Source organism: Bacillus cereus group sp. MG20 (genome assembly GCF_040459885.1).
Lineage (GTDB): Bacteria > Bacillota > Bacilli > Bacillales > Bacillaceae_G > Bacillus_A > Bacillus_A cereus.
The window spans coordinates 4,434,123-4,458,796 of sequence record NZ_JARVHF010000001.1; the positions used below are offsets into that span (position 1 = coordinate 4,434,123).

Sequence of the window (24,674 nt, forward strand, 5' to 3'; positions counted from 1 at the left end):
TTATAAGAGATGTAGGTATTATATTTTCAAGGGGATGAAAACATGGAGTACAGAATTGAAAGAGATACATTAGGAGAAATAAAAGTTCCAGCTGATAAATTATGGGCAGCACAAACACAACGTAGTAAAGAAAACTTTCCAATTGGAACAGAGCAAATGCCGCTTGAAATTGTAAAAGCATTTGCAATTTTAAAGAAGAGTGCAGCGCTTAGCAATCAAAAATTAGGAAAGCTATCAGAAGAAAAAGCAGAAGCAATTGTAGAAGCTGCGGATGAAGTGATTGCAGGGAAATGGAATGAACATTTTCCGCTTGTCGTATGGCAAACAGGTAGTGGTACACAGTCAAACATGAATGTGAATGAAGTAATTGCAAATCGTGGGAATCAAATTTTGAAAGAGAAGGGATCTGACGTACACATTCATCCGAATGATGATGTGAACATGTCACAAAGTTCAAATGATACATTTCCAACGGCGCTTCATGTAGCTTGTGTAATCGCAGTAGAAAATCACGTATTACCAGCAATTACGAAATTAAAAGAAACTTTAGCAGAAAAAGTAACTGCATTTGAACATATTATAAAAATTGGTCGTACACATTTACAAGATGCAACGCCGTTAACTTTAGGGCAAGAAATTAGCGGATGGCACCGTATGCTTGAAAAAACAGAGCGTATGATTGCAGAGAGCAATACATATATGAAAGAGTTAGCAATTGGTGGAACTGCGGTTGGAACAGGTATTAATGCTCATCCTAAATTTGGTGAGATGGTATCAGAGGAAATTAGTCAATTTACAGGTAAACAATTTGTTTCTGCACCAAATAAGTTCCATGCATTAACGAGCCATGATGAAGTTGTATATACTCACGGTGCATTAAAAGCATTAGCTGCGGATCTAATGAAGATCGCTAACGATGTACGTTGGCTTGCAAGTGGTCCACGTAGTGGTCTTGGAGAAATTATTATTCCAGCAAATGAACCGGGAAGCTCTATTATGCCAGGTAAAGTAAATCCAACGCAAAGTGAAGCGTTAACGATGGTTGTAGCGCAAGTAATGGGGAATGATGCAACAATCGGATTTGCTGCGAGCCAAGGTAACTTTGAGTTAAATGTATTTAAACCTGTTATTGCTTATAACTTCTTACAATCAGCTCACTTATTAGCGGATGCAATTGTTTCGTTTAATGACAATTGTGCAGTTGGTATTGAAGCAGATGAAGAAGTAATTAATGAAAATGTGAATCGTTCACTAATGCTTGTAACAGCGCTAAACCCACATATCGGATATGAAAATGCAGCGAAAATTGCGAAGCATGCTCATAAAGAAGGATTAACTTTAAAAGAAGCAGCATTGCAATCTGGACTACTAACAGAAGAGCAATTTAATGAAATTGTAGATCCAAAGAAAATGATTGCTCCAAAAGAGTAATAGAAAAAGCCAGGGTTCTGAGTATAGAATCTTGGCTTTTTTGATGTTCATTTTTATGTTTCATCTACTTGCAATACTGCAAGCTTCAAAATATATTATTTGTTAGCGGGCGTATTCATTACTTTCATCTGTGGGCAGTTCTCTTTTAAGAGTGAAATGAATTTTTCTTCTTCTTGTGGTACGAAAGTGGTCACTGAGTCAAATAAATTATAATTAATTTCTAATTGTTGCCTCGTCCATTTTTTTGAACGAAGTTTTTTGCCAGAGTACTTAATATGGCGAATGTCTTTAAATGGGATTTCAGTACGAAGTATGAAACCGTGTTTTACAACAAGAGATGATTCCGTTACGTTGTAGTGAGAGAAATAGAATGAAGAAAGATTCACGATATTTAATAGCATCATGAGAGTGAAAAAAATAGAATTTTCATTTTGGAAGAATAACGAAACGAAAAAAATAATTATAAATAATGTAATGAAAATGACGTGGAATGGATTTTTTTTCGCTTTAAACTTCAAGTTAGTCACCTCGGTATACTTGTTCTTTAACTAAATTAAATCATAACATTGTGATAAAACGTGTGAATATGCATAATTGCATATTCACACGTTTTATTATTCATGTAAAATTTCTTGATGGGATAAATTCAAAAGAAGTTTTGTAATAGTGGAGTGGCATGAAGTGACTTACAAGAATAGAAAGATAGCGTTAGTCATAATTAGTTGTATGATGATTATGAGTAGTTGTGCTAATAAATTTGTTGAAGATAGAAATCGAAAGCATACATTTGTACAAGTAAGTAAGGTTTTAGTAGAGACTGTAAATAGAATATATAAAAAGTAAAGGATGTTTTCTTATACGAAAACATCTTTTTTGTAGTTAAAATTGAATACTGAAGTTTTGGAATGAGTGAATACCAGTTCCATATTCACTAATCGCATATGTATTCTGTGCAATTTGTTTAACGGTAAACTAAGGGTCTTGAAGAATATTTATGTTCTATTTCACATCCTATAAAATGAATTTGTATAAACATATTCGCTTTTCGTTGTATTAAACCCTTTTGTTAGATGTTTTTATAAAAGTTTGTAAAATGGGTAAACGAAACATTGAAATGTTTGTTTGCGTTGTGATAAGATGATGAAGTGATAATAAACGTTATGCTGATTTGTTTAGTTTTAAATAAACATTTTAAAGGAGTGTTTAGTATGAGTGATATTTCAGAGAAGTTTTGGGATGCGTCAATAGAGGAATTAAAGAAAGGGTATGTGTTTGATGAAGAAAAAGAGGAGTACATTTGCTTAGCTTGTGGTGAAACATTTATTAAAGGTGTTATTTATCAAGATAATCAAATTTTGTATGAAGCAGAGAAGTTCGTCCAATTGCATATTCAAAATGAGCATACGTCTATGTTTGATTATTTGTTAAATATGGATAAGAAATTTACTGGTTTAACGGATTTACAAAAGAAAATGGTTCAGTTTTTCCATATGGGACTGAATGATAAAGAAATTGTAAAAGAAATGGATGGCGGAAGTACATCAACAATTCGTAATCATCGATTTACACTGCGAGAGAAAATGAAGCAAGCAAAAGTATTTTTAGCGCTAATGGAATTATCAGAAGAAAAATCAAAAGTACAAACGAAATTTGTGCCAATTCATAGAACAGCAACGATGGTGGATGATCGATACAATATTACGGAAGAAGAAAATAATGAAGTATTAAAAGCTCATTTTACAGAAGGGTTAGATGGACCTCTCTCTAAATTTCCGAAGAAACAAAAGCGTAAATTAATTATATTGCGCCATTTAGTGAAGAAGTTTGATAGTAATAAAAAGTATACTGAAAAAGAAGTAAATACAGTGATAGAAAATGTATACCCTGATTTTGTAACATTAAGAAGATATTTAATCGAATATGGATTTTTAGATCGAACAGCCGATGGAAGTCAATATTGGGTGAAGTTATAATTATACGAAAAGAAAATGAATAGAAGCACAGTATTATAACAACTATACAAAGAGATAGAGATTGAAAATAGATGTTTAATAAAAGGAGAAATGAAATTTGAAACCACCTGCAGATAACAATAAAGAAGGTGCGGAGTCACATAAGTTGGAAAGTGAGAGTAAACCGATTTGGAAATCGATGTCGATGTTTTTAGTACCGTTATTATTAAGTAATGTACTACAATCAGTTGGACAATTATTTGGTATGGTAGTAGTAGGAAGATGGCTTGGAGTTAATGATTTAGCGGCTATATCAGCATTCTTCCCATTATTTTTCTTGCTCGTTTCATTTGTAATTGGTATCGGTTCAGGAAGCTCTATTTTAATTGGTCAGGCGTTTGGTGCTAAAAACGAAGATCGTTTAAAAGCTATCGTTGGTACGACGTTGACGTTTACCTTTATTATTGGAGTTGTGTTGGCGATAATAGGCAGTATTTTTGCGATGGATATTATGCGTCTAATGGGAACGCCAGAAAATATTATTGAAATAAGTGTACATTATGCACGGATTTTATTTATATCGATGCCAGTATTATTTTTATATTTCGCATATACAACATTTATGAGAGGTACAGGAGATTCTAAAACGCCATTTTACTTTTTAATTGTAAGTACAGCGCTAAATATGATCTTATTACCGATTCTTATTTTTGGATGGTTAGGAGCTCCGAAATTAGATGTGTATGGAGCGGCCTATGCATCTGTTATATCTACAGTTATTACGTTTATTGTCATGCTTGTGTATTTAAAGAAGAAAAATCACCCATTACAACTAGATGGCACGGTTAGAAAATACCTTCGAATGGATGGGGAGTTATTAAAGCTATTGCTAAGGCTCGGTATACCAGCAAGTATAAATATGATATTAGTATCATTATCTGAGATTGCCGTAATCGCATTTGTAAATCGTTACGGTTCGGATGCAACAGCTGCTTACGGCGTTGTGAATCAAGTTGCAAGTTATGTACAAATGCCAGCAGTTAGCCTTGGTATTACAGTTTCCATTTTTGCGGCACAATCGATTGGTGCGAATCAATTTGATCGATTGCAGAAAGTTGTGAAGGCTGGAATTATTATGAACTACGTCATCGGTGGTTTGTTAATATCTCTTATTTACTTATTCTCAAGAGACATCTTATCACTATTTTTAACGAGTCAAACTACAATTGAAATTGCTCATAGCTTAGTTATGATTACGTTATGGAGTTATTTAATTTTCGGTCATGCACAAATTATTAGTGCGACAATGCGAGCGAGCGGTACAGTACTTTGGCCAACTGTTATTGGAGTTGTTTCAATTTGGCTTGTAGAAGTACCCGTAGCATATTATCTTTCTTACCATACAAGTCTTGGAATAGAAGGCATTTGGATCGGGTATCCAGCAGCATTTATTGTCAGCTTAATATTACAGTATGCATATTATAAGCTTTCATGGCAAAAGAAACGAATTACACGATTAGTTAGTTAAATAGAAAAATGTCCCTAAGTTATTAGACTTAGAGACATTTTTTCGTAAGTGCAGGTTTACAAATAGCTTTTTAAAGTGATATCAAAATGTTGTCTAATGAGTGTTTTATCACTCATATAAAACTCCCACGCTTTTTCCGGTTCACCGATAATCTCAAAGGATTCCTCTGTAATATATAAAGCGCAATTATCCTCGAGTGCAATTCCTTCTATATTCCCTTGATGATTTTGTAAAAAGGAATGGAAGGCGTTCATTCTGTTTAATTGATTATAATGTGGACAAAATCTTTTATTAACAATCCCCCATCCGTTACTCTCTATATAACCAGAACCTTCATAATCTGATCGGATACTAGACGTGAACCAACACATAGCACCAGCGCTATAACCAGCAATAAGTGTTCCTTGCTGCAGAGCCAATAATAATTTTTCATCGAGTCTATGTTCTTTCCATTGCGTAAGCATGTGAATATAGTTCCCGCCACCTAAATAAATTAAATCGGCTGAATGAATCATCTCGTCTATTTCATACTTTGAAGGTGAATCTGTTGTAGTACGTAAAATTTGTACTTCACAATGTAATTGTTTTTCAAACGTGTCTAAAAATAATTTTATATAGCTTTCATCATCATGACTAGCCGTTGGAATAAACAATATTTTTGGGTACTGTTTATTTGTTAATTCTATAAGGCGTTCATTAATAGGCAAGTGATTTGAATCTTGTAAATCACCGCCACCAATGACAGCTAATTTCATAGTAAAGCACCACCTAATCATTTTTGTTATATAAAAATTCGATAGAAGAGAGTTACATTCCTTCCGTAATGTAATCAATAATTAGAAAATATAGCTTAAGTATATCGGAATAGTAAAGAAACTACTGACTATATATACCAATGCATTAGAAACCATTCATTGATATATAATATTTCATACTAATGTTTCAAAATATGGAAAAAATATGTTTAAATAGATATAATGACGCATTCATTCATATTGAATTTATACTTATATTTTAAAAGGGTATCGGAAATAATAGCGATTTTCTAAAACAGTTTTTACTTTTAATAGGAAGTTGTATTACAATATGGTAAAATTATTTCAATATATTTATTTAATATGAAATACAAAGAAGGAGCGTGAAAAAAGTGGATTTTCGATTTGAATTTACAACGAAGCTGAAAGAATACTTAGACGATGAGAAGGATGAAAAAATAATAAAAGATGGACATAGAGATGTAATTTTTCACTATTTATATGCGTTAGAGACTGAAATTGGCGTTGTTAAAAATCCTAATTTTACTTTTTTTGCATCAGGAAGACGTTCACATATAGTGTTAGAAAACGTTGAATTTAAAACAGAAGTAAATGTAAAAAGTAATATAATTGAAATTACAAAAATCGTGGATAATGTAGCTATTCCATTAGATACTATCGTAGCGAAAGATCGGGAATTATTTGCCCTTGGGCGTAATGAGAAGTTTAGTGTACAAATATTAGAGCAGTACCTTTTTGATACATTTGGAGAAAAATTAGGTTTAAAATGAATGGAATAGCCTATGTATTTATAGGTAGTTAATTTTCGTATATATCATTTACGTTTGACCTTTCATTTAATTTATACTACAATTCGTAGTGTGAAAGGAGTTGTACAATGTTTACTCAAAACTATAAGTTAAATGAGCACGGGTTAAATCATTTCTTTGGACCGCTTGAAGCAAAAATTATGGAGATTGTTTGGTCTAGCGATGGTATTACGATTAAAGAAGTGCAGCAGAAATTAAGTGAAGAATCACCTGTGAATTTTAACACTGTTATGACAGTTATGAACAGGTTAGTAGAGAAATTACACTTAGAAAAACAGACTGTGAAAAGAAGTGGCATATATCGTGCTGTACAAACGAAAGAAGAATTCTTATCCAATCAAACGAAGAAAATGACACAGGAATTGATGGGGGAATTTGGAGATTTAGTTGTAAATCATATGTTAGATGAGTTAGAGCAGGCTGATCCGACTTTAATAAAAAAGTTAGAAGACAAATTGAGTCAGTTAAAAAAAGAGGATTAATGAAATGAAATGGCAAATGCGTAAAATCGTATTGTTAGCAGTAATTGTTAGTACCCTCTTTTTCAGCTTGTTACTGTATTACGTTACATATCCATTTCTGTTTCAAAATAAGATGTTCCTTCTTTCAAAATTTTGCTTGTTCCAGTTAGAAAAACATATGAAAGAATTATCGCTGATTCGTATAATAATCGCTGGATTATTATTACTTACTGTATTAATCGTGTGCAAAAGAATTTGGCGACAATTTTTCTATAGTAAAAAATTACAAAAAGTACTTATCCCTTTCATCCGAAAAGGAAAACAAATATATATATTGCCGACTACGGAAGTTGCGGCATTTACAATTGGGCTATTTCGTCCGAAAGTTGTCATGTCAGAAGGGATGCTTCAAACATTTTCAGATGAAGAAATGGATGCAATTATTTTCCATGAAGAATATCATCAAAAGAATTGGGATCCGCTAAAATTATTTTGTTTTACGCTATTAGCAGAAGGAATGATGTACATACCAATATTAAAAGGGTTGTTACAGCGATATCATACGTATCAGGAACTAGCTGCTGATAAATATGCGATGCAAAAAATGGAATCCTCACTTGAGTTAGGTAGCGCGTTATTAAAATTAATTAAAATAAAGACAATGGAAAATCGATGTGTTACAGCTTCATTTGCAAAAACAGCAATAAATTTACGAATCGAGCAAGTGTTAAATGAAAAGGTTGTTAAGCTTACTATTCCGTTACATACGAATTCGGTATATGTAACAGTAGGTTTATTCTGTATGTCGGTTGTACTTATTGTCGGAGAGTGCATATAGCCTCTTTTTTTTAGAATAAACACTACTCATTGTAGTGTTTCAGGGGGAATAAAATGAATGCAGCAGATTTAACAATTTGGCTTGTGGCTGGGGCGGGAGTATTGTCATTTATATCACCGTGCTCTTTACCGCTATATCCATCTTATTTATCTTATATTACAGGTGTGTCTATTCAAGATTTAAAAGAAAATCGTGGGATTATGCAAAAATCAGCGATTATACATACAGTATTTTTTATGATCGGATTTTCGGTTATATTTTACGCGTTAGGTTTATCGGTAAGTTGGATTAGAATAACATTTTCATCTAACCAAAAATTGATTCAACAAATTGGTGGGATTTTTATTGTTTTAATGGGGCTATTTATGACGGGCTTGTTTCAGCCTAAGTGGCTTATGGCAGAGAAAAAGGTGCAGTATAGAAGTAAATCGACTGGATTTATTCGCTCGATTTTAGTCGGTATGACATATGCAGCGGGTTGGACGCCATGTGTTGGACCGATATTTTCAGCTGTACTCATGCTTGGCGCGACGAATCCTGAAGGGGCACTTCTTTATATTACAGCGTATACTCTTGGGTTTGCGGTTCCATTTTTCGTGATGGCATTCTTTATTGGGAAGGTAAAATGGATTGTTACATATGCCAATGTCATGATGAAAATTGGCGGTGGAATGATGATTGTAACGGGTATTTTATTGTATACAAATCAAATGACGAAAATTACAGCATTCTTTATTCGACTATTCGGTGGATTTACAGGTTTTTAAAAATGAGGAGGAAGAAAAGTGAAGAAACTAATTGCTATTATACTAGTAGGTGCTCTCGTTTGGGCGGGGGTTAACTTTTATAATTCAAAGAAAGAAGAAAAGGAAAGAAAAGCAAAGCAAGCAGAGTTACAGGAGAAAGAAGTATTACCACAAGTCGGTTTTAAAGCACCTAGCATCACATTAAAAGGATTAGACGGAAAGTTGCAGTCGTTAAATGATGCTAAGGGAAAACCATATATTATTAATTTTTGGGCATCATGGTGTGGGCCGTGTGAAATGGAGGCACCTGATTTAGTTCATATGTATGATAAATATAAAAAGGATGTTGAAATTTTTGCGGTGAATGCAACTGTTAGTGACCCAGTACAAGAAGCAAGCGCATTTGCTAATCGCTATGGGTTTGAGTTTCCTGTTCTATTAGATATGGACGGAGTAGCTGGACTAGATTATAAAGTATTCTCTTTACCGACGACATTTTTTGTTAATAAAGATGGAATTATAGTAGATCATGTACGAGGTGTATTACCACCAGATCAATTAGAAAAGAAATTTAAGAAATTGATTGAGAATTAAAAGGAGATTTCGTGACGATGGAGTGGATCGTGAGGTTACAACCCATATCTCTTATAATTGGAAGTCTATTTGGATTTGTGTTGATGAAACGAAAGATGAGGCATCAAAATGTATCATATGAAAAAATGATGGATGCCGTAACAAATGCTTTTCTTATCATCGTATTTGTATGGAAGTTTGCACCATCAATTTTAAATCCTGTATGGGCCTTTGGGGCGCCAGTGCAAGCAATATTAGCTGTTGGAAGTATGCAACATATTGTAGTAGGATGCGTGATTGCGAGTGTATACATTGTTTGGAAAAGTAAAAAGGAGCAATTTTCGCTTCGTATTTTACTTGATGCATTGCCTTTGGGTCTGTGTGTGAGTATTATCTTTTATTTTCTATTACATCATGAAGTAGGTGCACAAACGACACTACCATGGGGAATGAAAATATATGAATCTAAACTTTTATATCACCCTATTTTCGTATATGAGATCAGCCTTGCTCTTTGTATAATGGGCTTGTTATGGATGAAAAATGAAAGGCTCGGAAATGGAAAGAATATAAGTGTTTTTCTAATTATTGAGGGGTTTGCTCATATTATTATTTCGCTTGTTAGTGAACAAAATTCGGTTCTGTTTGGTCTATCAGCAGAGCAAATAATGAGCTTTTGTATTATTAGTTTAGGGATTTTGTTGGTGCCGAAAAAATAAAAGATAGCCATGTACAGAGAGTATATGGCTATCTTTTATAAGCATATTTCTTCATCATATGCTAAATCATTATATTGTAGAAACCTAAAAACCCCTTTATTAGGGGTTTTTAGGTTTCTATAGGTCTGCATGTGTTTCTTGTTTATCTGTATCCCATTTTGGAAGTTGTTTTGCTTGTTGACTTTCAGTAAAATTATTAAATCCAAAAGCAAGTATGCATGTAAAGGTTAAAATAGCTAAACTAATCTTTTTCATTATCTTAGTGCCTCCTTAGTTAATAATTTTTGTTTTGCTTCGTAAGTATTGAAAAAATATTTTTGAGATTTCTCTATTTTATTCACTTTATGAAATTCTACTGCTAATAATTCGTAATATTCTTGTACATAATCGTATAATTCTTTACTGTTAAAATATGTAGTGCCTGCAATGATTGCGTTTTCTAAGTCGTCTAGAATACCAGTGTGTTGTGTTTTTAAGATAGTGAAATGGTGTTTATATTCTTGATTATTTAATTCATTACAAATTTCTAAGCCTTTTTGAACCCAATCGTTTGCAATTTCTTTTTCATTTAAACTAAAATGTTCTTTGGCTTGTAGAAAATTGGCTTTTAGGTGTTTAGGTAATTTGTTTGTAACTATTGTAAGATGTCTAATAGCAAGGGTTGATAGATTTTGAGAAGAGTAGAGCCAACCTAAGTTATTTCGAACTTTTAAGATTAGTGTATCGTCTTTCAGCTTTTGTAAAATATTGATTGCTGAATTATAGTTCTCTTCGGCTTGTTCGAATTGTTTTAAATAAACAGAACATGAGCCTAAAATGTTTTCGCATAGAGCTATTTTAATTTCATAACGTGGATATTTTGAGAAAATCTCTTTAGCTTGATTTGCATAATTGATTGCTGTAAGTGGTTTGTTTGTATGGTGATTAAATATAGCGAATTTATATTTATATTCAGCTTCTTCTAGTTCGCCTGGTACATGTTTTAAAAGGGATTCAGCTTTTTCGTATTCTTTTTTTGCTTCATCATAATTTCCAATAATGGTAGCATGTTCAGCTTTAAAAAAGTGATAATAATAAGTAATAAAGTCTTCAGTTATTGGATTGTCTAAACGAACAATTTGACTAAAAGTATCATATTTAATGTTTGTCCAATCGGTTAGGACCTTATATTTAAAGTTTAGTAGGGAGTAGTAAAGCGATAGATTTTGATCAGCTTCAATTTTATTAATCTGTTTCTCTATTTTTTCTTTTAATTGTTTCGCTTCAATTAATTGCTCCGCTACCATTACTTGATATAAAATGTTTAATTCGTTGACAATCTGTTCATGCCCTTTTAATAACACACTCATTATATATTCCCCCATTCGATAAAAGTATCCTAATTTAATTATTTCTATAATAGCAAAATAGAAGAAGTATAAGAGTGATTTTACCATATTTTTCAACAAAATTCTGAAAAATTAATTAATTTTTACATATTTCTTATTTTTATGTGAATATTACAAGTGCCTCTGGTAGTGGTGGGATGAATCTGACTCATGATACGTTAGCATCAATGGGAGGGATAGTTTTACTTGTAAATATGTTTTTAGGAGGATTGTTCGGATTGGGTCCAACTGTTAAGTTTTTAACAAAAATTTCACTTTCTTATTTAATAAAAACAGGATAATCCTCATTTTATAAGAATCATCCTGTTTTTATTTATACATTAAAAAATCGGCGGAGTAACAGAAAATAAAACTATCGCGTTTTTTTCAAAATGATTCACCCATTTATGCTTTAAATAAGCAGGTATTTTTACACTGTCGCCAGTTTCTAATACGTACTCTTCCTCATTTAAATATAATGTGATTTTCCCATCTAAGACAAATGCTAATTCTTCTCCTTTATGTTCTAGCACATTTTCTGATGAAGCTGTATTAGGCGGGACGGTCATAATTGCTGTTGCTAAATTTCCAGTGAAATCAGGTGAAAGCATTTCATATGATAAATTATCAATAATCATTTTCTTTCGTTTATGGGAACGTACAATTAAATCGTCTGTATTTGTATCTTCAAGTAAAAAGCTAAATGTTGGCACATCAAGAGCTTTAGCAAGCACTTTTAATGTTTGGATAGAAGGGTTAGCGGACCCGCGCTCAATTTGACTTAACATTGATGGTGTAATATCGGCCATCTTTGCTAGTTCTTTACTAGTTAAACCTTTTTCTTTTCTTTGTTTTTCAATTTTTTTACCAATATCTATATTTTCCATAATGAAAATCTCCTTAATAATTATTAAATTATATTTAAATAAATTAAATTAAAATTAACTTAATGGGATTATTTGTGTTAAACTATATTAAAATTAATTTAATTATAATTTATTGTATGGTGAGCTACAAGGATATAAGGAGGAAACAAAATGAAAGAAATAGGGGCATTACAAGCAGAATATCCATTAGTGAATAAGCTTATTGCAACAGAAGAAGTATTTTGGATAAATCCAAACATAGAAAAGTATGAAACAGCAATAAAAGATTCACCACTTAATGAAGAGAATGTAAAAGATGCGGAGGAGAGATTAAAGCGTTTTGCACCATATATTGCGAAAGTTTTTCCTGAAACGAAAGGGGCGAACGGCATAATCGAATCACCTTTAGTGAAAATACCTTCTATGAAAGAAGCTTTAGAGAGAAAATATGAGCAACCTATTTTAGGAGAATTATTATTAAAATGTGATAGTCATCTTCCAATATCAGGATCAATTAAAGCTAGGGGCGGCATTTATGAAGTGTTGAAACATGCTGAGCAACTAGCATTGCAGCACGGAATGGTAACAGAAGAAGATAATTATTCCGTTTTAGATAGTGATACATGTAGAGAGTTTTTCTCGAAATATTCAATTGCAGTAGGTTCTACAGGGAATTTAGGACTTAGCATAGGGATTATGAGTGCGAATCTAGGTTTTAATGTAACTGTTCATATGTCAGCAGACGCAAAAGAATGGAAGAAAGATTTATTAAGAAGTAAAGGTGTAAACGTTATTGAATATGAAGATGATTATAGCAAAGCAGTAGAAGAAGGAAGAAGACAAGCGGATGCGGATCCTAGCTGTTATTTTGTAGACGATGAAAACTCGCATGATTTATTTTTAGGATACGCAGTAGCAGCATCACGATTACAAAAGCAATTAGAAGAGTTAGAGGTTGTAGTAGATGAAAATCATCCTTTATTTGTTTATCTTCCGTGCGGAGTAGGAGGAGGACCTGGCGGAGTAGCATTCGGTTTAAAGTTATTGTATAAAGACAATGTTCATTGTTTCTTCGCAGAGCCAACACATTCTCCTTGTATGTTACTCGGCTTAATGACAGGCCTTCATGACAAAATTTCCGTTCAAGATATCGGAATTGATAATGTAACAGATGCGGATGGACTTGCGGTAGGAAGGCCATCTGGATTTGTCGGTAAAACGATGGAACCATTTTTGAGTGGGAATTACACAGTAAGCGATGAAGAGTTATATAGATTGTTAAAAGAACTAGCTGATACGGAAAATATTTATTTAGAGCCTTCTGCACTAGCAGGTATGATAGGGCCAATGAAAGTATGCAAAGAAGGTGAGTATTTACAAAAGAAACAGGTAACAGAGAAGGTGAAAAAAGGTACTCATATTGTGTGGGGAACGGGTGGAAGTATGGTTCCAAAAGATGTAATGAATGAGTATTATAGGAAAGGTTTGGATTTAACGGTATAAGAAAAATGAGGCTAGTTGTAGCCTCATTTTTTCATGTACATAAAAATCTTTGTTATTTTCACAATAGTTCTTTATAGTATATATAAAGGATAACTAATATTGAATAAATACAACAAAAAAGCTTTATTTTACATAATAAGAGGATGTGTATACGATGTCATTACAGACTAAATATATAGCGGGTATTTCGCTTGGGGTTATGGGTGTCGGCTTTGCGGCTTCTATCCCTTTTCAAGGAACGGTAGCGGGAGAGATTATACAAGGGGGATTTGAAGCTGGATTGGTTGGTGGACTTGCGGATTGGTTCGCGGTTACAGCTTTATTCCGTCATCCGATGGGAATACCAATTCCGCATACAGCTTTGTTACCTAAAAACCGTAAACGGGTAACGAAAGGACTCATTCATACGTTAGAAAATGAATGGCTGACGAAAGAAAGTATTACGAATAAAGTAAAAGAGATGCAGTTAGTACAAATGGTACTGCAAATTGCTGAGAGAGAAATGCAGTCTGATGCTGTGAAAAAGGGGATTGTAACGATTGCAGAGAAAGCAATTGTTACAATAGATACAGAAAAGTTAGCTGTTATTATTGAAAAAGAATTAAAAACATATTTGCATACAATTAATACAAGTAACATTTTACAAGTGCTTGTTGATCAATTAGTTGTGCAAGAATATGATGAAAAGACACTTGATTACATATTAGTGAAGGTAAAAAATTGGACAGCGCAAGATGAAGCTCGTTACCAGCTCGGTAGCTTAGGTATGAAGGCGATGGAAAATATAAAAGTAGATGGATTCTTGCAGTTTACTTTGAAATCATTTATGAATATTGTAGATGAAGATAAAATTGGCGGCATTTTGCAGAAGTTTATCATTAGTAATATTAACAGCTTACAAGAGGCTGATAATAGCACAAGACAACTTATATTAGCGAAGATTCGTCAAGAAATTATCAATGTAAAAGAAAATGAAGCCTTATTACAGGAATTAGAAAATTGGAAAGAAAAGTGGATTGCGAATTGGAATGCTACTGACAAAATAAAAGAGATGCTAGAGCAAGTACAACAAAGAGCAGTTGCTTTTGTAAATAATGAAGAATTTGCTGATAAATATGTTATTCCATTTTTACAAAAACAAATGAACAAAATAAAAGAAGATGAACAAACTGTTCAAAAAATAGAGGAGTGGTTACAAAAGCAAGTTGTTACACTTGTGGAAAAAAACCATTCGAAAATCGGTAAGCTTGTACAAGAAAATCTTGATAAGTTAGATGATAAAACGTTAATCGAAATGATTGAAAATAATGTCGGTAAAGATTTGCAGTGGATCCGAGTGAACGGGGCGGTTTGCGGATTTATGATTGGATTAGTGTTAGAAGGAATTAAAGCGATTATATGAGAAAAACCTTCCGCAATTGCGGAAGGTTTTTTATTTTTCGAGAACACTCATATTCAAATTATAAGCTTTCTCAATATTTAACTTGTACGTGCCATTTCCAGTTTTAATCGAATTTTTATACCAATGTTCTTGGTTGTTTAATTCTGGATGTTCTTCTGGAGAAGTATTTTCTTTTTTCGTTAAATCTTCTACTTGTTCCCAAGGTGTGCTTCCATGTGTTTCTTTTTGATTTGTTACTGCTGTTAAAGATACATCACTCTCTTTTGCAAGATGGACAGATACTCTTGAGCTTTCCTGTACAAACCAATTAGTTTGTAATTGACCTGGATAAAGAGATAGTTCGTTATTTGAAGCACGGATTTCCACATTTTTATTTTGCGGAAGAACAAGCGTTGGTTTCACCTGTGGTGCTGAATTAAATAACGTATGCTGAACAGGTAATGATTTTAAAGTGATATACATCGTTTCTCCAGCCGTTTGAACTGAAAGGAAATCATCTCGTTTTAAATTGAGTTTTTCATTTGCTTTCGTCGTCATTTCATAAGTTCCCAAAAGGTGAATTTGATTTGTATTATTTCCCTCTATCGATAGAGGCTGATGACCTGCATCTACTACGATTTTTTTGATAGATTCAGGTATATCAAATTGTCCGTCTGGAATATTACTCGTTTGCCTCGTTGTGTTAATAGAGTGACGAACTTCTTCTAGTAATCCAGTTGATAATAAACAGTAAAAAGCAATTCCGACGCTTCCTAAAACACCGATAAAGAAAATACTAAAAATATCATATTTAATAAATGATTGTTCCTTCTTAGAAAATAGAAGGTATAGTAAAACTTCAGCTCCAAGTATGATAAGTAAAACTGGCCACCATGCAGTTAGTGTATCTAATACTTGAATTCCTTTTACGACTGAAAATAGTAAAAAGCATCCTAACGATATAATAGAAAGCCCCATTGAGAATGTTCCAACACGCCAAGTCCTCATTCGCTTGTCCCACCTTTGTTTTCTTTATTTCCAAGTAACAATTTAAAGCCGCCGCCAATTAAAAGGAGCGCAACGATAGATGTCTGGAAATAGCGATAATATAGTTCACTAAGATGAATATTAAATATAGTTACAAAATAATCATTCAAAATAGGAAGGACTGTTTGATTTAATAAATAATAACCACCGAGTGTAATTAATCCGATACCGATCCATCTTTGATGATTTATAAAATAATCGATAATGGGTTCGTCTTGTACTCGTTCTTTTCCGTATTTTGCTGTTTGCTGTAACGCATCAAAAAAGCTATAGAACCAAATGATTGGTACTAAAAATAAAAACGCAGAAAGTCTTAATAAGTCGAGTAAATAAATAGATAGTAAAAAGGCTGCCATAAGCTGAAGACCACGGCGTTGTAAACCTAAATACATATGACCTGCTCCAGGGAACATCGCTAAAATAGAAGCAAATGTTTTACTTTTCTTTCCTTGCTCTCGATGTTCTTCAAAATCTTCGAAAATAGTACGGTCATCTAGTTGCTCGCCACGTTCTTTTTTCTGGAGTTGCTGAACAACATCGAAGAAATTGTAAATCCATAAAACAGGTAATGTAATAAGGAAGATAAGAAAACTTTCTTGCGATGTTAAAAGTGCAACGAAAATAATCATACTTCCGATTCCTGTGCAAGCTACTAAAAATGTAAGTCCACGTTGCATAAGTCCTAATTGGAAATGGCCAAGTCCAGGGATGATGGATAGGAGAATGATATAAAATCGCTCGCTCTCTTTAGAGGAATTTATCAATTCTCCAGCTTCTTGTTTTTTCGTTTGTTTTATAATGGTGATAACTAAATCTAGTAAGTTAATTACCCATAGAACAGCTAGTAAAAATAGAGAAAGAAAAGCAATATCACGTCCTCTTACTACTATGGTACAAAATACTGCAAAGGAGAATAGAAATAAAGATCCTCCGCTATATAGAATAAACCGTCCTAGCTTTTTTAAGTATAAATGTCCAAGCCCAGGAATTAGCCCTAATACAAGTGCTAAAAAGGGGTTTTTATTCATGCTTTAAACCTCCGTCCTTTTTTGATGTATCTACCGATTTGTTTACAATTTGTTGTGAGATAGAAGACTCGTTATGTTTTGAAGATTTCTCGAAATTTGATGTCGCTGTAAAAATATATTGGAATAAACCACTTACCATAAAAATAATTGTAGCTGCAGTCGCAATTATGTAGTGAATAATTGTGCGTTTTAGTGAGTTTGTTTTTATATTTTCATTAGGTTGTAGCGTTTCAAAATTAATTTGCGTCATAACTTCGTTCGTAAATGAATCATCATTTATCATTGGAAGGTTTTCATGTTGTTCATCAATATTTTCCATATAAAGTGCTAAACAATGATCACATTCATAAAGGTGTTCTTCCATAGATTTACGTTCATTGTTTTCTATAAAATCTAATGTATAATTGCGCCAATCTTCTTTTGAATAATGCATCATAGAAACTCTTCCTCCTTCCAATGTTTTTTTATCCATTTTCTTGCCCGATACAGTTTCATTTCTACTGTTTTCACTTCGATGTTTTCTTGGAAAGCAATTTCTTGATAGCTTTTTTCCTCTAAGTAATGCGCGAGAACAACGTCACGGTAATTTTCCGGAAGTTCTCTCAGTTTTTGAGCAATAAGTAATTTTTGCTCTTTCGTCAATAGTAAAGCTTCAATGTTATGAGAGGATTTTATATTTTCCTCTGTTTCTTTACATAAGGAGAGTTCTTCGTGTTCTCTAGCTTTCTTTCTCTTATAATCAATAGCGTGATTGGTGGCAATACGTGCCATCCACGTTTTTAATCCGCGAAATTGATAATTTGGGAGAGAGGTATGAATTTTTACGAATACTTCTTGTGTAACATCTTTAGCATCTTCTTCATGTCTTAAAATAGAAAAGATAACTTGAAAAATATAATGACGATATGTTTGTACAAGGATACGAAAAGCATGCTCGCTTCCTTGCTGTGCTTTTTCAATTAATTGTTTTTCCTCAATCGGTCTCTCCCTCCTTTTTGACGCATTCTATTATATAGACGTAAAGAATGATAAGTCACCCTACACATTTTGTAAAAAAAGAATAATATATTTTTTGCAGGAGTGCTAGATGAAAAAAGGTGTGAAAAAATGGTAAAGAGAAGTATATAATGAGCAAGTAGGAAATGTTACGGGAAGAAAGGATGTGAATGTTAGTAGGGGAAGGGCCATACTAACAAACATGAAAATTAAAATATTAATAGCGGATGATAACTCTTTTATTAGAGAAGGCATGAAAATTATTTTAAATACATATGAAGAGTTTGAAGTTGTAGATACAGTAAATGATGGAAAAGAAGCAGTGGAGTATTGCAAAAAGAACGATGTTGATATCGCTCTATTAGATGTTCGCATGCCAAATATGAACGGGGTAGAGGCGACGAAGTTCATTTGTGAAGAGACGAAAACAAAACCGCTTATTTTAACGACGTTTGATGATGATGAATATATTTTGGATGCAGTAAAAAACGGAGCGAAAGGTTATTTATTAAAAAATAACGATCCGGAGCGTATTCGTGATGCGATAAAAGGGGTTTATAACGGTCAAACTGTTATGCAAGATGTTGTTCTTGATAAAATTAAGTCTAATTTAATGGAAAGTAAAGAGGAAGAATGTAAAATTGATAAGAGCCTTTTCACAGAAAGGGAGCTTAGTATTATCGCATTAATTGCAAAAGGTTTCTCAAATAAAGAAATTTCGAAACAGCTTTTTATATCTGAGGGAACAATTGCAAATTATATTACGTCAGTTTTAGGGAAAACTGAACTTGAACATCGCACACAAATTGCGATTTATTACTTAACAGGGAAAGTAGATTAATGATATGGAATTTTGGTTAACTGTAAGTAAATTAATTGTCTTTTTATATATTGTGTTTAGTTATATTTACGTAAATGTAGCAAATTTACCATGGGTTATATTTACTTTACTTATTTACCTCTCTGTAAACGTAATGATTTCTATATTTAAAAAAGATACGTATAAAAAAATATTAATCTGTATGTCCATTGGCGTAGTTATGTTATTTACATGGAGGGTTCATCCATTTTTTATTTTGTTTTTACCTTTGAACTTATACGAAATTACATTCCATTACATAGAAAAGAATTGGCCACGCTTTGTCATTATGATGCTCCCAATTACGATTGCAGATGAAAGTATTCGAATGACTTATGGATTAATTGTTGCATTTACTTTTCTCGTTTTAACTATGGCAGATCGATATATATCGCGTGTAGTAAAGCTTGAATCGCAAAATGATAAAATGCGAAAAGATATGCAACGACTTACGAAAAGTTTACATGAAAATAAAGAGTACATAAGACAATCTGAATACACATTTAAGCTAGAAGAGAGAAATCGGTTATCGCAAGAAATTCATGATAAAATTGGTCACTCGATGACGGGTGCACTTATTCAAATGGAAGCAGCAAAAAGGTTAATGGAAATAGATAAAGAAAAATCTGCGGAGTTATTACAAAATGCAATTCACATTTCAAAAGATGGAATTGAAAGTATTCGCATTACATTAAAAAATATGAAGCCACCAACTGAGCAAATTGGTATTCATCGTATGAAATTATTCATAGAGGAATTTGCCGGTAAGAATGATGTGAATATTCCTTTTGTATACAAAGGGAACTTAGATATGATTTCTCCCATTCAGTGGAAAATTATCGGTGAGAATGTTACAGAAGCACTAACAAATGCAATGAAATATGCTGATGCGACAGTTATTTCTATAGATATTCATGTGCTTAACAAGATGGTTAAGGTGCAAGTGAAGGATAACGGGAAAGGCGCAGCTCTTGTTAAGAAAGGTCTCGGTATTATGGGGATGGAGGAGCGAACAGCATCAGTAAACGGCAAAATTATTGTAGATGGAACAAGTGGTTTTTCAGTGACAATGTTGTTTCCGATATAAGAGAATGGGACGAAGATGAATCATCTCATATGAAAAAAGTGAATATTCTCATGTGAAAAGAATGAACTTCTGCACTGAGCAGGTTCATTCTTTTTGTTTATAATAACAGCAGAGAAACCGAAATAGGGGTGAAATGATGAATACATTAGAAATTAAAAATTTAACGAAAAAATTTGGTGATTTCATCGCAGTTGATAATATGTCTTTATCTATTAAAGAAGGAGAAATATTTGGCTTTTTAGGATCGAATGGTGCTGGTAAGAGTACGACAATTAATATGATTGCTGGTTTGTTAAGAAGTAATGAAGGCGAAATTAGCATACTAGGAAAAAATATAAAGAAACATAATCGATTTGCAAAGATGAATATTGGTATTGTTCCGCAAGATATTGCGATTTATGAAGAGTTAACTGCTTATGAAAATGTGAAGTTCTTTGCTGGATTGTACGGATTAAGAGGGGCCGAACTAAGAGTGAGAGTAGAGGAAGCACTTCAATTTGTAGGACTTAGTGATAAACAGAAAAGTTATCCGAAAAACTTTTCTGGCGGGATGAAGCGAAGATTGAATATCGCTTGTGCAATTGCACATAGACCGAAGTTAATTATTATGGATGAACCGACAGTTGGAATTGATCCGCAGTCAAGAAACTATATTCTTCAGTCTGTCCGGAAGTTAAATGAAATGGGAAGCACTATTATTTACACGAGCCACTACATGGAAGAAGTAGAAGAGATTTGTACGAAAATCGCAATTGTCGACCACGGTAAAGTGATTGCAGAAGGTACGAAAGAACAGTTAAAAGCGATTATTACAGATACGAAAGATATTTGGATTGAAGTGAAGTCAGTAGAAAATTTAGATGTAGAAAAGTTAAAAGAGATCAACGGTGTGAAAGCAGTTCAAATTGAAGAAAACGTAATTAAAGTGAATTCTGATGCGGGATTAAATAATTTAAATAAAATCATTCAACACTGTATCAATCATGATATTGAAATTCGTTCATTAGAGGAGCAGGCTCCCAACTTAGAAACAGTATTTCTTACATTGACGGGAAGAAACTTACGAGATAAATAAAAAGTAAATGAAGAAAAGGTAAAGGGAGGTTCATCAATTGAACATCTTCAATATTGCAATTATGCATATTAAAAGAGATTTCAGAGACGTAAGGACTTTAGTTTTTATGTTAGCATTTCCGATTGTGCTTATGCTTGTGTTAGGAACAGCGTTAACCAACGCATTTAATAGTGATAGTCATTCGATTAAAGATATACAAGTGCTATATAAAGATGAAGCGAGTAGCACGTTTTCTCAATCATTTGAAGCATTTACGAAAGAAGTGGATAAATCAGGTATTCATTTTAAAAAAGCTTCCGGCAGTATAGATGGGAAAGAAGAAGTGAAGCAAAATAAATATGCCGCTTATGTAGAGTTAAATAAAGATGGTGCAAAATTTTATGGAAGTGACAAAAGTAGTATTGAGGGAAGTATTGTGGAAGGAATGCTTACAACATTTGTTGATAAGTACAATGTAGCGGTCGAAGTTGCAAAAGTAGATCCTACTAAGGTTAGTACGGTTATTTCAAACGGAAATCATAATGATTATATAAAAGAAACATCTTTACAAGCTGCGAAAAAACCAGGTTCTATGGATTACTATGCGGTTGTAATGACAACGATGATTGCACTATATGCTGCGATGGGAGCGAGTTCTTTAATTCGAGGAGAACGAATACGTAAAACAGGAGATCGTCTCATTGCTGCACCTATAAGTAAAGCTGAAATATTCATTGGAAAAGTACTTGGTAGCCTAGTAGCAAATGCCCTGTGCATATTACTCGTCATGTTATTTAGTAAATTTGTTTTTCAAGCGAATTGGGGCGACCATCTTGGAATCATATTTCTTATTTTATTAACACAAGTCTTTCTAGCAATTAGCTTCGGTTTAGGAATCGGATATATTACGAAAACAGCTGAAGCGTCTAGGGCAATTATTATGGTTGTTGTGCAATTAGCTTCTATTTTTGGAGGTGCATATTTCGTAGTAGAAGAAAATTTCGTTACGAACTTATCGCCATTAACTTGGGCAAATACAGCTGTTATGAAAATTATTTATGCGAATGATGTAGGGGCAGCACTACCAGTCATTTCTTTAAACATTGGAATTTCAGCACTCTTTTTATTAATTGCAATTATTGCATTACGTAGACGGGAGGGGCTATAGTATGAAGGATATTTTATGGCTCATACAAAAAACGTTATCTGTGCTTTTGAAAAATAAAAAAAGTTTACTCATTATAATTAGCTTGCCGATAATAGGGACGCTCATTTCCTTCTCGATATACGGAAATGCAGGGCAAGGAACGTTAAATATCGGGATTGTAAATAAAGAAAATGAGCCGATAGCAAATGATACGATAAAGTTTTTAGAAGGATTAAATCATGTGAATGTGAGTAAGGTTAAGGAGTCTGAAGTAGAAGATAAACTCACTTCCAAAAAACTTGATGGAGTTATTACATTAGATTCTGGTTTTTCAAAAAGTGTTCGAGAAGGGAAACCAGAGCATATTGAAATTTCATCGATTAAAGGTGATCAAGTAACAGGATTTATAAAATCATATTTATATAATTATATTGATAATATAGCAGCTATTAGTAAAATAGCAGGTACAGATCAAAGTGCATTTGATAGTATGTACGCAGGATATCAAAAAGGTTCAATTAAAATGAAAACTGAGACGCTAGAAGATACTTCGAAAAATAAAGATATGACAAACCAAACGATGGGTTATCTTATTATGTTTATGCTATTTTCAGCAGCGAACTTATCAGGTTATATTTTAAAAGAAAAAGAAAATAGAACGTATTTTAGACTCTTATCAACGCCGATAGATGGGAAGAAATTTATATTATCTAATGTCGGGGTAAATATGATAATACTAACAGTACAAATTTTGATTACAATCCTATTCCTAACGAATGTTTTTCATACGAATATCAATATGCCTTTCATAGTGATGATGGGCGTACTAATGCTATTTGCATTAATCGCAATTGGAATATCATTAGTCCTTGTAGCTTTTTCGAAAAACTCAGCATCGGCAAATGCACTGCAAAATATGGTTATTGTACCGACATGTTTACTTGCTGGATGCTATTTTCCGTATGACATTATGCCAAAAGCAGTACAAAAAGTAGCTGATTTTCTTCCGCAGAGATGGCTATTAGACACAGTATCAAAACTACAACAAGGAATTCCAATTTCAGATTTGTATTTAAACATTTTAATCTTATTCGCCTTTGCGGTAGCATTCTTCTTAATTGCTATTTATAAGTTTGGAAGAAATAATGATGCGAGAAACTTTGTTTAATATGAAAAGGGTGTGACGTTAAGTCGCATCCTTTTTTGTATGAAGCATGAAATCTAAATTTGAATGACAAAATAGAAAGGTGGAAAGAAAATGAGCGGAAGGAAATTAAAATGATTAAAAAAATATTGCGAGTTACTTCTATTGTTATTGCTATTTTCGTTTTTATTTTAATATGGATGCATATCGATGTTACCTTAGGTAGGAAAATGGAAGCTGGGAAAAACATGCCGACAGAGTATGCGCCTCATTATAGTGACTTTCAATTATATGTAGAAGGGAAGCCTTTTTATAAACAATTATTTACTGATATAAGAGAAGCGAAAAGCTCCATCTACACTTATTTCTTCATTTTGTCGGATGATAAAAGTAGCCATACTTTTTTAAACTTATTAAAAGAGAAGGCAAAAGAAGGATTAAACGTCTATTTATCAGTTGATCGCATTAATGATTTATCATTTGAAAGAAAGGTGATAAATGAATTGCGGGAAAGTGGTGTACATTTTACATATAGTAGAAAACCTACATTACCATTCGGATTTTATTCACTTCACCATCGTAATCATCGCCGTATTACGACGATTGATGGAGAAATTGGCTATACAGGCGGATTTAATATAGGAGATGAGTACTTAGGGAAAGATAAGCGATTTGGATATTGGCGTGATTATCATGTGCGGCTTAAAGGAGAAGGAGCAAAAGATTTAGAACAGCAATTCGCTTTAGATTGGAAACGAGATACGAAAGAAGAGATAAAGAGAAGTACGAATAAAGCTAGTAAAGGGACTACATTACATACTATGACTAGTTACAATGGGCATTACGTTGCTGAAAAATATATAGAGCTCATAAAACAAGCTCAGCACTCCATTGTAATTGCAACACCGTATTTTATAGCGAAAAATAAAGAATCTATGAATGCTTTAATCGCGGCGCAAAAGCGTGGTGTTACAGTAAAAATACTTTGGTCATATAAACCGGATCTACCTCTTATAAAAGAAGCGGCGTATCCATACATACGTCAAGCTGTTAATAATGGGATTACTGTATATGGTTATAAAAAAGGAATGTTCCATGGTAAATTAATGCTTATTGATAATGAATTAACCGTTATTGGTACAACAAACTTTACTTCGCGTAGCTTCAATATAAATGATGAAATGAATTTTTATATTTATGGTGGTCCTATTGTAGGACAAGTTAATAAGGCGTTAACAGAGGATTTTCATGATTCGAAAGAAATGACGAAAGAGTTTTTTGAAAAGTTATCTTTTTGGGAGCGTTGTAAGGAGAAAGTGGCGGGATTGGTTGACTTCTATTTGTGATGATGAATTAGGAAAG

The 24,674-nt window shown here is 33.1% G+C and carries 28 protein-coding genes; 19 read left to right on the plus strand and 9 right to left on the minus strand.

Annotated features, from left to right (window positions below; translation table 11 throughout):
- Positions 1–42 precede the first annotated feature (42 nt).
- The gene (gene fumC / locus QCI81_RS22855; RefSeq protein ID WP_053564799.1) at positions 43–1,431 is read left to right on the plus strand and encodes a class II fumarate hydratase; all 1,389 of its coding nucleotides are present in this window, start codon (positions 43–45) and stop codon (positions 1,429–1,431) included.
- A 95-nt stretch (positions 1,432–1,526) separates the two neighbouring features.
- Here fumC and QCI81_RS22860 read toward each other — a convergent pair whose 3' ends face one another.
- Complete coding sequence (locus QCI81_RS22860; protein ID WP_000669072.1) at positions 1,527–1,949, minus strand: PH domain-containing protein; 423 nt, start codon at positions 1,947–1,949, stop codon at positions 1,527–1,529.
- A 163-nt stretch (positions 1,950–2,112) separates the two neighbouring features.
- Here QCI81_RS22860 and QCI81_RS22865 point away from each other — a divergent pair, with 163 nt between their 5' ends.
- The 3 genes from QCI81_RS22865 to QCI81_RS22875 all read left to right on the plus strand — a co-directional run bounded on the left by QCI81_RS22865 (position 2,113) and on the right by QCI81_RS22875 (position 4,911).
- Positions 2,113–2,274, plus strand: a complete 162-nt coding sequence (locus QCI81_RS22865; protein WP_000221434.1) for a hypothetical protein — start codon at positions 2,113–2,115, stop codon at positions 2,272–2,274.
- A gap of 365 nt (positions 2,275–2,639) precedes the next feature.
- A complete protein-coding gene (locus QCI81_RS22870) occupies positions 2,640–3,404 on the plus strand; it encodes a DUF2087 domain-containing protein (protein ID WP_001280273.1) in 765 nt (254 codons plus the stop codon).
- Positions 3,405–3,501: 97 nt separating this feature from the next.
- A complete protein-coding gene (locus tag QCI81_RS22875) occupies positions 3,502–4,911 on the plus strand; it encodes an MATE family efflux transporter (protein ID WP_000804123.1) in 1,410 nt (469 codons plus the stop codon).
- Between the two features lie 56 nt (positions 4,912–4,967).
- Here the strand turns inward: QCI81_RS22875 and QCI81_RS22880 are convergent, their stop codons facing one another.
- Positions 4,968–5,666: a peptidase E gene (locus QCI81_RS22880; protein ID WP_000762116.1), complete on the minus strand. Its 699-nt coding sequence runs from the start codon at positions 5,664–5,666 to the stop codon at positions 4,968–4,970.
- 392 nt (positions 5,667–6,058) lie between these two features.
- Here QCI81_RS22880 and QCI81_RS22885 point away from each other — a divergent pair, with 392 nt between their 5' ends.
- From QCI81_RS22885 to QCI81_RS22910, 6 genes are all read left to right on the plus strand, one after another.
- A complete protein-coding gene (locus tag QCI81_RS22885) occupies positions 6,059–6,457 on the plus strand; it encodes a DUF3942 family protein (RefSeq protein WP_000347525.1) in 399 nt (132 codons plus the stop codon).
- A 107-nt stretch (positions 6,458–6,564) separates the two neighbouring features.
- Complete coding sequence (locus tag QCI81_RS22890) at positions 6,565–6,978, plus strand: BlaI/MecI/CopY family transcriptional regulator (protein ID WP_000495052.1); 414 nt, start codon at positions 6,565–6,567, stop codon at positions 6,976–6,978.
- A gap of 4 nt (positions 6,979–6,982) precedes the next feature.
- Complete coding sequence (locus tag QCI81_RS22895; protein WP_023521637.1) at positions 6,983–7,795, plus strand: M56 family metallopeptidase; 813 nt, start codon at positions 6,983–6,985, stop codon at positions 7,793–7,795.
- 53 nt (positions 7,796–7,848) lie between these two features.
- Positions 7,849–8,562, plus strand: coding sequence for a cytochrome c-type biogenesis protein CcdA (gene ccdA / locus QCI81_RS22900; RefSeq protein ID WP_353810895.1), 714 nt, complete (start codon positions 7,849–7,851; stop codon positions 8,560–8,562).
- Positions 8,563–8,580: 18 nt separating this feature from the next.
- Positions 8,581–9,135, plus strand: a complete 555-nt coding sequence (locus tag QCI81_RS22905; protein WP_000733187.1) for a TlpA family protein disulfide reductase — start codon at positions 8,581–8,583, stop codon at positions 9,133–9,135.
- A 17-nt stretch (positions 9,136–9,152) separates the two neighbouring features.
- Positions 9,153–9,833 (plus strand): prolipoprotein diacylglyceryl transferase family protein, encoded by a 681-nt coding sequence (locus tag QCI81_RS22910; RefSeq protein WP_071730890.1) that lies wholly within the window; start codon positions 9,153–9,155, stop codon positions 9,831–9,833.
- A 117-nt stretch (positions 9,834–9,950) separates the two neighbouring features.
- On the opposite strand, the gene QCI81_RS22915 is transcribed toward QCI81_RS22910, so the two are convergent.
- A complete protein-coding gene (locus tag QCI81_RS22915) occupies positions 9,951–10,088 on the minus strand; it encodes a hypothetical protein (protein WP_000724012.1) in 138 nt (45 codons plus the stop codon).
- Positions 10,088–11,182, minus strand: coding sequence for a response regulator aspartate phosphatase (locus QCI81_RS22920; RefSeq protein WP_000114845.1), 1,095 nt, complete (start codon positions 11,180–11,182; stop codon positions 10,088–10,090). Before QCI81_RS22920 ends, QCI81_RS22915 begins: the two co-directional genes overlap by 1 nt.
- A 143-nt stretch (positions 11,183–11,325) precedes the next feature.
- Here QCI81_RS22920 and QCI81_RS22925 point away from each other — a divergent pair, with 143 nt between their 5' ends.
- Entirely contained in the window at positions 11,326–11,502 is a 177-nt protein-coding gene (locus QCI81_RS22925) for a hypothetical protein (RefSeq protein WP_002025592.1), read from the plus strand.
- A gap of 39 nt (positions 11,503–11,541) precedes the next feature.
- Here the strand turns inward: QCI81_RS22925 and QCI81_RS22930 are convergent, their stop codons facing one another.
- Positions 11,542–12,087, minus strand: a complete 546-nt coding sequence (locus tag QCI81_RS22930) for a helix-turn-helix domain-containing protein (RefSeq protein WP_000427637.1) — start codon at positions 12,085–12,087, stop codon at positions 11,542–11,544.
- A gap of 150 nt (positions 12,088–12,237) precedes the next feature.
- Here QCI81_RS22930 and QCI81_RS22935 point away from each other — a divergent pair, with 150 nt between their 5' ends.
- Together QCI81_RS22935 and QCI81_RS22940 are read left to right on the plus strand one after the other, a co-directional pair.
- A complete protein-coding gene (locus QCI81_RS22935; protein ID WP_071730892.1) occupies positions 12,238–13,569 on the plus strand; it encodes a D-serine ammonia-lyase in 1,332 nt (443 codons plus the stop codon).
- Between the two features lie 154 nt (positions 13,570–13,723).
- Entirely contained in the window at positions 13,724–14,971 is a 1,248-nt protein-coding gene (locus QCI81_RS22940; protein WP_071730894.1) for a DUF445 domain-containing protein, read from the plus strand.
- A 30-nt stretch (positions 14,972–15,001) separates the two neighbouring features.
- On the opposite strand, the gene exsE is transcribed toward QCI81_RS22940, so the two are convergent.
- Genes exsE through QCI81_RS22960 form a run of 4 tightly spaced genes read right to left on the minus strand, consistent with a single transcriptional unit; the run spans position 15,002 to position 18,003 of the window.
- Entirely contained in the window at positions 15,002–15,958 is a 957-nt protein-coding gene (exsE, locus tag QCI81_RS22945; protein WP_071730896.1) for an exosporium protein ExsE, read from the minus strand.
- Positions 15,955–17,025: a hypothetical protein gene (locus QCI81_RS22950; RefSeq protein ID WP_001039125.1), complete on the minus strand. Its 1,071-nt coding sequence runs from the start codon at positions 17,023–17,025 to the stop codon at positions 15,955–15,957. The genes exsE and QCI81_RS22950 overlap by 4 nt, the downstream gene beginning before the upstream one ends.
- Positions 17,018–17,461 carry a hypothetical protein gene (locus tag QCI81_RS22955; protein ID WP_071730898.1) on the minus strand — a complete coding sequence of 148 codons (444 nt, stop codon included), beginning with the start codon at positions 17,459–17,461 and terminating at the stop codon, positions 17,018–17,020. The genes QCI81_RS22950 and QCI81_RS22955 overlap by 8 nt, the downstream gene beginning before the upstream one ends.
- Positions 17,458–18,003 (minus strand): RNA polymerase sigma factor, encoded by a 546-nt coding sequence (locus QCI81_RS22960; RefSeq protein ID WP_306236426.1) that lies wholly within the window; start codon positions 18,001–18,003, stop codon positions 17,458–17,460. The genes QCI81_RS22955 and QCI81_RS22960 overlap by 4 nt, the downstream gene beginning before the upstream one ends.
- 220 nt (positions 18,004–18,223) lie before the next feature.
- Between QCI81_RS22960 and QCI81_RS22965 the strand changes: the two genes are divergently transcribed.
- The 6 genes from QCI81_RS22965 to cls all read left to right on the plus strand — a co-directional run bounded on the left by QCI81_RS22965 (position 18,224) and on the right by cls (position 24,658).
- Positions 18,224–18,862 carry a response regulator transcription factor gene (locus tag QCI81_RS22965; protein ID WP_000694105.1) on the plus strand — a complete coding sequence of 213 codons (639 nt, stop codon included), beginning with the start codon at positions 18,224–18,226 and terminating at the stop codon, positions 18,860–18,862.
- Positions 18,863–18,866: 4 nt separating this feature from the next.
- Complete coding sequence (locus QCI81_RS22970; RefSeq protein ID WP_071730902.1) at positions 18,867–19,967, plus strand: sensor histidine kinase; 1,101 nt, start codon at positions 18,867–18,869, stop codon at positions 19,965–19,967.
- 136 nt (positions 19,968–20,103) lie between these two features.
- Positions 20,104–21,042 (plus strand): ABC transporter ATP-binding protein, encoded by a 939-nt coding sequence (locus QCI81_RS22975; RefSeq protein WP_001093826.1) that lies wholly within the window; start codon positions 20,104–20,106, stop codon positions 21,040–21,042.
- A 37-nt stretch (positions 21,043–21,079) separates the two neighbouring features.
- A complete protein-coding gene (locus tag QCI81_RS22980) occupies positions 21,080–22,189 on the plus strand; it encodes an ABC transporter permease (RefSeq protein ID WP_001020156.1) in 1,110 nt (369 codons plus the stop codon).
- Between the two features lies 1 nt (position 22,190).
- Positions 22,191–23,336: an ABC transporter permease gene (locus QCI81_RS22985; protein ID WP_071730904.1), complete on the plus strand. Its 1,146-nt coding sequence runs from the start codon at positions 22,191–22,193 to the stop codon at positions 23,334–23,336.
- A gap of 110 nt (positions 23,337–23,446) precedes the next feature.
- Positions 23,447–24,658, plus strand: coding sequence for a cardiolipin synthase (gene cls / locus QCI81_RS22990; protein ID WP_000591938.1), 1,212 nt, complete (start codon positions 23,447–23,449; stop codon positions 24,656–24,658).
- Positions 24,659–24,674: the final 16 nt, after the last annotated feature.

Bases quoted from the DNA above. Each gene is read 5' to 3' on its own strand.
- QCI81_RS22965 (WP_000694105.1), top strand. From the start codon at position 18,224: ATGAAAATTAAAATATTAATAGCGGATGATAACTCTTTTATTAGAGAA.
- QCI81_RS22880 (WP_000762116.1), bottom strand. From the start codon at position 5,666: ATGAAATTAGCTGTCATTGGTGGCGGTGATTTACAAGATTCAAATCAC.
- QCI81_RS22970 (WP_071730902.1), top strand. From the start codon at position 18,867: ATGGAATTTTGGTTAACTGTAAGTAAATTAATTGTCTTTTTATATATT.
- QCI81_RS22930 (WP_000427637.1), bottom strand. From the start codon at position 12,087: ATGGAAAATATAGATATTGGTAAAAAAATTGAAAAACAAAGAAAAGAA.
- exsE (WP_071730896.1), bottom strand. From the start codon at position 15,958: ATGAGGACTTGGCGTGTTGGAACATTCTCAATGGGGCTTTCTATTATA.
- QCI81_RS22950 (WP_001039125.1), bottom strand. From the start codon at position 17,025: ATGAATAAAAACCCCTTTTTAGCACTTGTATTAGGGCTAATTCCTGGG.
- fumC (WP_053564799.1), top strand. From the start codon at position 43: ATGGAGTACAGAATTGAAAGAGATACATTAGGAGAAATAAAAGTTCCA.
- QCI81_RS22910 (WP_071730890.1), top strand. From the start codon at position 9,153: ATGGAGTGGATCGTGAGGTTACAACCCATATCTCTTATAATTGGAAGT.
- QCI81_RS22935 (WP_071730892.1), top strand. From the start codon at position 12,238: ATGAAAGAAATAGGGGCATTACAAGCAGAATATCCATTAGTGAATAAG.
- QCI81_RS22895 (WP_023521637.1), top strand. From the start codon at position 6,983: ATGAAATGGCAAATGCGTAAAATCGTATTGTTAGCAGTAATTGTTAGT.
- QCI81_RS22985 (WP_071730904.1), top strand. From the start codon at position 22,191: ATGAAGGATATTTTATGGCTCATACAAAAAACGTTATCTGTGCTTTTG.
- QCI81_RS22955 (WP_071730898.1), bottom strand. From the start codon at position 17,461: ATGATGCATTATTCAAAAGAAGATTGGCGCAATTATACATTAGATTTT.
- cls (WP_000591938.1), top strand. From the start codon at position 23,447: ATGATTAAAAAAATATTGCGAGTTACTTCTATTGTTATTGCTATTTTC.
- QCI81_RS22975 (WP_001093826.1), top strand. From the start codon at position 20,104: ATGAATACATTAGAAATTAAAAATTTAACGAAAAAATTTGGTGATTTC.
- QCI81_RS22890 (WP_000495052.1), top strand. From the start codon at position 6,565: ATGTTTACTCAAAACTATAAGTTAAATGAGCACGGGTTAAATCATTTC.
- QCI81_RS22915 (WP_000724012.1), bottom strand. From the start codon at position 10,088: ATGAAAAAGATTAGTTTAGCTATTTTAACCTTTACATGCATACTTGCT.
- QCI81_RS22870 (WP_001280273.1), top strand. From the start codon at position 2,640: ATGAGTGATATTTCAGAGAAGTTTTGGGATGCGTCAATAGAGGAATTA.
- QCI81_RS22920 (WP_000114845.1), bottom strand. From the start codon at position 11,182: ATGAGTGTGTTATTAAAAGGGCATGAACAGATTGTCAACGAATTAAAC.
- ccdA (WP_353810895.1), top strand. From the start codon at position 7,849: ATGAATGCAGCAGATTTAACAATTTGGCTTGTGGCTGGGGCGGGAGTA.
- QCI81_RS22940 (WP_071730894.1), top strand. From the start codon at position 13,724: ATGTCATTACAGACTAAATATATAGCGGGTATTTCGCTTGGGGTTATG.